The sequence below is a fragment of the Pseudoalteromonas sp. BSi20495 genome (genome assembly GCF_000241185.1).
GTDB classification, from domain to species: domain Bacteria; phylum Pseudomonadota; class Gammaproteobacteria; order Enterobacterales; family Alteromonadaceae; genus Pseudoalteromonas; species Pseudoalteromonas fuliginea.
The window spans coordinates 20763-29404 of record NZ_BADY01000047.1 but is presented as its reverse complement, the minus strand read 5'-3'; the positions used below and the strand labels follow the sequence as shown (position 1 = coordinate 29404).

Sequence of the window (8642 nt, the reverse complement as noted above, 5' to 3'; positions counted from 1 at the left end):
ATTACTACCCCTTTTATTCATACAGCTTTAATTTGTATGCGTGTACGGTTTAACTAAACGCTATAAGTAATTTTAAATACAAGGAGCCACTATGTTTTACGATGATATTCAGGGGTTATTACGTGTACTTACAATAGGTGTACTGGGTTATATTGCACTGGTGTTTTGGCTACGTATATCGGGTAAACGTACGCTTTCAAAGTGGAACGTGTTCGATTTTATAGTCACCATTGCGCTGGGCTCTATATTGGCGTCTGTTATTATTTCAAAAAATGTTCCGTTAGCTGAGGGCATATTGGCGTTTGTTGTGTTAATAGGGCTGCAATATATTATTACGTGGCTTAGTGTGCGCTCGTCAAAATTTGCAGCGCTTATAAAAGCAGAGCCCACGTTTTTAATGAGTGATGGTGAATACTGCACTGCTGCACTTAAATCGCAGCGGGTAACTAAATCAGAAATTCGCGCTGCTATTCGTGGTGCAGGCATATTAGCCATTGAAGATGTAGCCGCAGTCGTGCTCGAAACAGACGGCAGTTTTAGTGTAATAGCGCACAATAACAGTGGCTCTAAAACTGCGTTAAAAGATGTTTTTTAGCTATTTAATCGGTGACAAATACCAATAATTTGAAGATTTAAAATAACTGTAAATAATATTACTTGTTGCATGGTTTTAATTCTGGAACGTATAATAACAAGTGTTAACTAAATGGAATTTGCGTAAATCGCAGCTTAAGCAGAACAGGTGGATAAATGAACAAAGGATTGTTAAAGACGTGGAAAACCGACAAAGGTTTTGGTTTTATTAAATCAGACACCCTAGAACACGACACATTTATACACATATCAGCGCTCAAACACATGAGCCGCAAGCCAAAAGTCGGCGACACCATTTACTTTGAAGTTGCAACACAGCCCGACGGTAAAACCAAAGCAATTAACTGCCGTATAGAAGGCGTTGCAGAGCTTAAAGCACCTTATCAAAAACACAATCAACAGCCGCACCGCATTGCTAAATCTAATTTTGCCAGTAGCTTTTTAGGTAAAGTTGCCTCAATTAGCATTATTGCCGTGCTTGGCTTTGTCGCAGTAAATAAATACAACCATTATAAAACTAACGAGCAATTTAATAACCATACTCCCGTTATTACCAACGCCGATTTAGCCACCTTTGATGAAAAATACCCAAAAGTCGTTATTCCTAAAAACACGCAAAATTTTACGTGTGATGGCAGGCAATATTGTACTGAAATGCGCTCACGCGAAGAGGCTGTATTTTTTATTAATAACTGCCCTAATACAAAAATGGATGGGGATGGCGATGGAAAACCTTGTGAGAACGATTCACGGTTTAAAACTGAGTGGTAATTTTATAAATCGTTTAGTTAAAGGTTAAATTTAAGATGGGTTTTACTGTGTGCTGTATAAAAATACAGTGGTACGCAATTTGTCCCATAACATTATTAAAAGGCGTTACGGGGTTAAATAACAGAGGTCATTGAATAACTTTTGTAGCTAGTTGTTACTAATAGAGTTATTTAGCGTAAATATCGAACAATGTAATATGCGCCGTTTTGGGTGTTATAAACCACCAAAGTGGGGTTCAATAAGCTGTTATGCTTTTCTCATATCAAGGAGTTAATTTGAACAAGGAAAATATTTTAATTGTTGTTTTAGGCTTACTAGCAGCAGGAACAATTGGGCTTGAAATTTCAACGTCAGGTGCAACTACAACAAAAACAGAATCTACTTTATTTGGTGTTTTGCAGTTTGTTTTTTCTATTGCATTCGCTTGGTTTCTCTCAAAATATAACTCTAAATCCGAATTTGAATCTCAACAGAAAAAATTTGCTGTTGCAGCTTTTAGACGTATTAAAGAAATAGAATCCCAAACGACTCATTTAATTGAGAGGCTAAATAGAGCTATTTCAGATAATGGTAAAAGTCACATACATGAATTAGACATTGCCCGAACACTTGCGTTGTCTATTAACGAAACTACTCAATCATCAAAGCTTGACTGGGCTGATGTAATTGGTGAGCAAATAGAAGCGTTAGATAAAATTCAAAATATTCAAAAGCAAAAGGCTATTTTGAAATCTACATTTAATTTTTCTGAATTACCTACTTCGATTCAATCAGATCCTAGAATAAGCCAACTAGAAAATGAAGTTGTGAGTTTAAAAGAAACTTTATCAACTGAGTTAAAATTAATGGTTGATGATGATTTACCTACAACTAGAAATGAATTAGAAAATGAAATTTCTGAGTTTAACCATATAGAATTAACAGGTTTTGGTGGTGGCAATGATGATTTTGAAACCGAAATTGATGTAGCGACCTTAACTATTGGTGAAACATTAGATGTATCAATTGAAGACACAAAAGAACGAATAGCAACATTAATCGCTAAAAATTCCTCAGGTAAAGTTGTCGGTTCATTTTTAAATCTATATAACGGTAACTACTCTGATTTTACCTGTGGTGTTTGTGATGTATTAGAAGCGTCAAAATTTAGCGTTACTGTCAGCAAGCTTGACGGGCAAGACGAAGAAACGGGAAGGAAGTATTTTAAGGTTATTGCCAAAAAAGCATAACAAGTCATTCAAAAGGACAAAAAACAGTTGGTTTTTGCTCCTGCGTGCTTATTTTAACCAACTATTTTTTGCCTCTTAATGAGGCGATTATGTGTGTCTCAACTTGGGAGTCAAATTTGGATATTGGACATTCTAAATCAACTGTAATCGATAATGTTTGGTTGTACTCTCGGTATTATGGCAACCAACTAGCTTTCTTACGCGAAGTTGAAGGAAATGGAAGTGCAGCTTTAGTCTATTTGTTTAATTTATTAGAAAATATTTTAAAATCTAACTTAAGTGATTATGAACCAAACTTTCAAGATGTGGTTAAAAAGTCATTAATTAGCGGCGCCATTAATAAAATTGAGCATGATTTTTTAAACAACAAAAAAACAGGTATACGAAAACTAAGAAATATCTTTGCACATGCAAACTTATCTCAGTTCAATGTTAAGTTTAAAGGTGATGAAATACTTTACCCATTAACTGAAAATGATAATTGCCAACTTTTATACTCAAAATTATCAGATATTATTTTCAATATTATTATGAAAGTTGCAATTATTCCGCTCAATTTAGATCTTAAAGTAAACGTTGATAGCGCTATAAAATTGCTGAAATACGAAATTATCACGTTTACACCTGAAGATATTTTAATTGATCATAAGATTAACAATGACACCCATCCTAAATTTTGCTCTTTTCAAAATTTAGGACTACGTTTTAGTTAGTGCAAAAAACGAGCAGGGTGTCTTATGGCAATTGCAAGAAAGCGTCAAGTAAGTTTGGTTGATACAAAATACTACCACTGTATTTCGCGTTGCGTGCGCCGTGCATTTTTATGTGGCGAAGACAGTTTTACTGGTCAATCTTACGAGCATCGACGAGGCTGGGTTGAAGATAAGCTGCTTGAATTAGCGAAGGTATTTTGTATTGATGTATGTGCTTACGCTGTTATGAGTAATCACACCCACTTAGTACTGTATGTTGATGATAAAAAAGCGAATCGATTAAACGATAAAGCGATTATCATTCGCTGGCATAAGCTCTGTAAAGGTACTGTACTTACGCAAAAATACATACAGGGTGAAAAGCTAAGTAAAGCCGAACTTATCTTTTTCAATCAAACAGTAAACGACTACCGCGAGCGCCTATCCAGTATCAGCTGGTTTATGCGATTATTAAATGAAGACATTGCCCGCAGAGCAAACAAAGAAGATAACTGCACAGGTAGGTTCTGGGAAGGGCGATTTATGTCCCAAGCATTATTAGATGAAGCTGCACTTGCTGCTTGTATGGCGTATGTCGATTTAAACCCTATTAGAGCGAAAATGGCTAATACGCCCGAAGAGTCAGACCATACCAGTGTACAAAAGCGCTTAACATGCGCGGCAGAGGGTAAACAGCCTAAACAGTTACTACGTTTTGCAGGCATGTCTCGTCAGGTTATGCCCAAAGGGCTGCCGTTTGAGCTTAAATCGTACCTTGAACTTGTTGAATTAACAGGACGTTGTATACGAGAAGATAAACGAGGTTATATTGAAAGTACACACTTGCCTTTACTAGAAAGGGTGAATATATCTTTAGAAAACTGGTTAAAGCTTACAACCCAATTTACGCGTGTATTTCATGGCGCAGTAGGCAGGCCAGCCTCACAAGAAAGTTATTGTGAAAACTTAAAGCGTAAACGGCGATCAAATATTAGCAATTGCGAAAAGCTACTCGCATAAAACTTAAGCTACTCAGTAAAACTATTCAGTAATAAATCACAACTGCATTATGCAGTTATTTTCATGCGTGTAATTTAGGTTTAATAGGCTAATGACTTATTTAACGGATGAAATAAAGTGACCCAGTTATAAAAGATAAATTCTTAACCTGAAGAGCGAATTTTTTGGCATTGTTTTGTTTGTTCAATTAAAGTGGCTGTCTAGTTTAGTTATTAATGAGCTTGGTGGTTATGTAATGCAGTACCAGTAATACAGCGCTGAGTGCAAATAAGTTAAAAATAGTATCGAGTGACGTGGAGTTATCTGAATCTATGTCGGGTAATAAGCCGCCAATTGAGCCTAAAAACCATAACCAGAGTGCGCCCTTTAAATCAATATGGCCTGCAGATAATAAGGTGGCAGAGCATAAGCCTGTGATGATTACGGCAGTATTAAGATGAGTATTGAAATTTGCCATTGTATCTCTTGATAATAAAATAGGTGGGCATTCTAACAATTGAAAAGTTTATTGTTCACTATTCTTTATAGATTGGTCTTTAAATATGTTTTATCACTTTGATTAGTTGCTGCTTTTTACAATTTTTATTCTTTATCGTGCTTAGTTGTTCCACTAAATGGTAATTTTGGATAGAACAACTTTTCGTTAATTAAACCCAGCACGATGTATCTATTGTTAACTATGAATATGTTATAGTGTTGCAATTGGTGTTTGATATAGTATAACATTCACGGTATTCTAATTTCCCCTTAATAGAGTCTGAATGTGACAACATCAACAGCAATTAATCAAACATCACCAATAGAACCTCGGCGTGTGGCACAAACACGTAATAAAGCATCAAATACGACCCAAGCCACTAAAAACGAAGCGGTTATTGAAGTAGACTCGTTAAGTTTTGGCATTAAAAACAACACCATTTTAAAAAACTTAAGCTTCAGCGTGGCGGCAGGTGAGGTTTATGCGCTACTAGGAGGAAATGGTGCGGGTAAATCAACCACGTTAAAAACGTTACTTGGCTTTAATAAACCAACGCAAGGCTCTGTAAAAGTAGCGGGTAAAGAGGTGAGTAAAGCGCTTGATTTTGTACGAGGTAAAACCGCGTATTTGCCAGAGTCGGCTACGTTATATCCCCATTTAACTGCTCGTGAAAATGTTGAATATTTTTTATCACTCGCTGATATTACAAAATCGTTTGAGCAAATTAACGTGGCTTTTAATCGTGTTGCATTGCAACAAGATGCATGGGATCGCAACATGCAAACTTATTCAAAAGGCATGAGGCAAAAAACAGCGATTGCACTTGCGATACTGCGTGAAGCACCGATATTTTTACTTGATGAGCCTACATCGGGCCTTGATCCTGTTGCTATTGATGAGTTTAACCAGCTAGTACGTGAGCTTGCATTATCAGGCGCGACTATTTTAATGGTTACACACGATGTATATGGCGCATGCCAAGTAGCAAACCGAATTGGTTTACTAAGAGCAGGTGAGCTGGTGGGCGAATTCGATGCACCCGAAAACGGCCGCATTGATACCGAACAAGTTCATGCAGCCTTTGCGCAAAGAGGCGCGTAATGAGCATAAATAACTTTTCAAAAGTGGTTATAGTTGCTAAAGATGAATGGCGCTATTGGCTACGCTCAAAACTAGCAATGACTGTGCTGGCTATTGGTTTATTGCTAACGCTTTCGTCGGTAGTGGTTACCGCCATTACTATGCATGAACTTAGCCATGCTCGCCATGAATTACAAACAACAAGCGATAAAAGCTTTGTTGATCAACCCGATCGCCACCCTCACCGAATGGTGCACTATGGGCACTATGCATTTAGAACGCCGTCGCCACTGAGCACGCTCGACCCAGGTATTGACGCTTACACAGGTAACTCAATATTTTTAGAAGGGCATAGGCAAAACAGCGCAATGTTTGCCGACCAACGACAAGGCACAGCGCTTACCAAATTAGGTAGTTTAACGCCTGCCTTTATTGTGCAAACATTAGCGCCGTTACTTCTTATATTAATTGGTTATAGCTCTATTAGTCGTGAGCGTGAGTTGCAAACGCTTTCATACTTATTAGCGCAAGGTACGTCGGGTATTACGCTTATTGCTGGTAAAGGTTTAGCGCTACTCTCTGTTGTTGGCTTAATTATTGCGCCATTGGCGGTATCGGCTTTATTTACGGTGTCTGCAGGCGAAAGCTTACTAGCTGTTGCAAGTTTTGTTGTGGGTTACGCTTTATATTTAAGTGTGTGGGTATTACTCATTTTATTAGCATCGAGTGTGTTAAATAAAAATAGTAGCAGCTTTACGGCGCTGGCGTTTATTTGGATTTTACTGTGTATTGTTATGCCACGTGTTGCAAGTACTACGGCTGCAACAGCTATACCATCAACCGGTAAAATAGAAACCGATTTTGCAGTTAAAGCTGAGCTTAGAAAATTAGGCGATGGCCATAACACTAACGACCCTGCATTTAAGCAATTTAAACAATCACTCCTTGAAAAGTATAACGTAAATAGCATTGATGAGCTGCCAGTAAACTTTAGAGGGTTAGTGGCCAGTGAGTCAGAGGCAAAACAAACCGATGTACTAAACCAATTTGCCGAGCAGCGTATGCATGCTGAGCTTAAGCAAACGCAAGTGTCGCGTTATTTTGGTTGGGTTTCACCTATGGTGACTATTCGCTCTCTCTCTATGATTGTGGTGGGTACAAGTATAGAAACACACCATCGCTTTTTACGCGAAACCGAGCAACTACGTTTTGATTTTGTGCAAGGGCTTAATAAAGTTCACATTGAAAAACTTAACTACCAAGACGACCTGAACCGCAATGCCAATGCCGCAGCAACTCAAAAAGCACGCGTAAGCGCTGATAATTGGAAAATTCTACAAGAGTTTAACTTTACTGTAGATAGCGCAAATATTCGCACACAAAGAAGTGTGCCTGCTTTTTTACAATTATTACTGTGGATTGCAGTGCTAGTTGGCGGTATTAAATTTGTAGGGAAGCGTTTGTCATGAACTATTTAATTAAGCAATTTACACGTGAATGGGGCTTTTTACTGCGTCAAAAATACGTAGTGGTGTTACTACTTTGTAGCTTTGTTTTATCGGGTTTTGCTATTTACAGCGGGCTAAGCGAAGTAAGCGCGCAGCAGCAAACCATTGAGCGTTTAAAAGCAGCAGATCAAAGCGATCGCGCTAACGTACAACATAAGCAAAACGATGCGGGCATGTTAGCGTATTACAGCTTTCATTTAACGTACTCTCAGCCATCTAACCTTGCATTTGCTGCATTAGGTGAGCGCGATATTTTCCCGTGGAAGCACCGCATTAATTTGTTGGCGCTTGAGGGGCAAATTTACGAAAGCGATGCGCAAAATGCTGAGCTGGCCCAAGCCGGAAAAATAGACTTTGTGTTTGTAATTAGTGCACTAGCGCCATTGGTTATTATTTTGCTGTTTCATGATTTATTTGCAAGCGAGCGCACCAGCGGCAGGCACGATCTATTAGTCACTACAGCTAAGTCTTACTTTGCCTTGTGGGGCGCACGAATAACCGTGAGGTTTGTAGCGGTAATAGTGTGTTTAATGCTGCCATTTTTTGTGGGTGCTTTTATAGCTGGAGCAAGCGCCTTTGAAGTGACGTATGTATCGCTTTTATGCATTGCATACCTTGCATTTTGGGCGGTGCTTAGTGTGTGGCTAGGTAAAAATGCAACCAGTGCGCCGCGTGTTGCTTCAAGCTTAATTGGTTTGTGGGTGTTATTTGCTTTTATTATTCCTATTTTAGGCGACCTGGCTATTAATAAAGCGGTGCACTCTTCTAATGGTGGCGACATTGTCCTTACCCAACGAGAGGCGGTAAACGGAGCATGGGATTTACCTAAATCAGACACCATGGATGCTTTTGTTAAAGAGTACCCGGCACTTGCGCCTTACATTGATATGAGCAGCGAATTTGAATGGAAATGGTATTACGCATTTCAGCAAATGGGTGATTTAAAAGCAGCAGAACTTTCACAGGCCTATCGCGATGCTGCGGCTAAAAAATATGAGCTAGCGGGGGCTGTATCTTGGTTGTCGCCACCGCTTTTATTACAACGTAGCCTAACGCGTGCAGCTAATACCGACTCGCTTGCCGCTTATAACTACGAGCAGCAAATTAGAGATTACCATCAACAATTGCGCGAGTTTTATTACCCGTGGTTATTTTACAAAGGCGACCCAACTAAAGCGGCACTTGAAAACATGCCACGCTTTGAAAGCACCACGCAAAGCAGCAACTAAAAATACAGCGCTAAACATAGCTGTTTAGCGCAATTACATAT

Annotated in this window: 8 protein-coding genes and 1 pseudogene; 8 read left to right on the top strand and 1 reads right to left on the bottom strand. The window is 38.7% G+C overall.

Annotation, left to right across the window (positions count from 1 at the left end; translation table 11 throughout):
- Positions 1-91: 91 nt before the first annotated feature.
- The 5 genes from P20495_RS13315 to P20495_RS13335 all read left to right on the top strand — a co-directional run bounded on the left by P20495_RS13315 (position 92) and on the right by P20495_RS13335 (position 4306).
- On the top strand, positions 92-595 hold the full coding sequence (locus tag P20495_RS13315; RefSeq protein WP_008135207.1) for a DUF421 domain-containing protein: 504 nt from the start codon (positions 92-94) through the stop codon (positions 593-595).
- 155 nt (positions 596-750) lie between these two features.
- On the top strand, positions 751-1365 hold the full coding sequence (locus tag P20495_RS13320) for a cold shock domain-containing protein (RefSeq protein ID WP_008135205.1): 615 nt from the start codon (positions 751-753) through the stop codon (positions 1363-1365).
- A 275-nt stretch (positions 1366-1640) separates the two neighbouring features.
- Complete coding sequence (locus P20495_RS13325; protein WP_008135203.1) at positions 1641-2594, top strand: hypothetical protein; 954 nt, start codon at positions 1641-1643, stop codon at positions 2592-2594.
- 116 nt (positions 2595-2710) lie between these two features.
- A complete protein-coding gene (locus tag P20495_RS13330) occupies positions 2711-3307 on the top strand; it encodes a hypothetical protein (protein ID WP_008135202.1) in 597 nt (198 codons plus the stop codon).
- A 24-nt stretch (positions 3308-3331) separates the two neighbouring features.
- The gene (locus tag P20495_RS13335) at positions 3332-4306 is read left to right on the top strand and encodes a transposase (protein ID WP_008135200.1); all 975 of its coding nucleotides are present in this window, start codon (positions 3332-3334) and stop codon (positions 4304-4306) included.
- Between the two features lie 214 nt (positions 4307-4520).
- On the opposite strand, the pseudogene P20495_RS13340 reads toward P20495_RS13335, so the two are convergent.
- Positions 4521-4763, bottom strand: a pseudogene (locus P20495_RS13340) (hypothetical protein); the annotation flags it as partial.
- A 306-nt stretch (positions 4764-5069) separates the two neighbouring features.
- Between P20495_RS13340 and P20495_RS13345 the strand changes: the two are divergent.
- The 3 genes from P20495_RS13345 to P20495_RS13355 are packed head-to-tail and all read left to right on the top strand — an operon-like array spanning position 5070 to position 8601.
- Positions 5070-5885, top strand: coding sequence for an ABC transporter ATP-binding protein (locus tag P20495_RS13345; RefSeq protein WP_008135196.1), 816 nt, complete (start codon positions 5070-5072; stop codon positions 5883-5885).
- Positions 5885-7333, top strand: a complete 1449-nt coding sequence (locus P20495_RS13350; protein WP_008135194.1) for a DUF3526 domain-containing protein — start codon at positions 5885-5887, stop codon at positions 7331-7333. Before P20495_RS13345 ends, P20495_RS13350 begins: the two co-directional genes overlap by 1 nt.
- A complete protein-coding gene (locus P20495_RS13355) occupies positions 7330-8601 on the top strand; it encodes a DUF3526 domain-containing protein (protein ID WP_008135193.1) in 1272 nt (423 codons plus the stop codon). Before P20495_RS13350 ends, P20495_RS13355 begins: the two co-directional genes overlap by 4 nt.
- Positions 8602-8642: the final 41 nt, after the last annotated feature.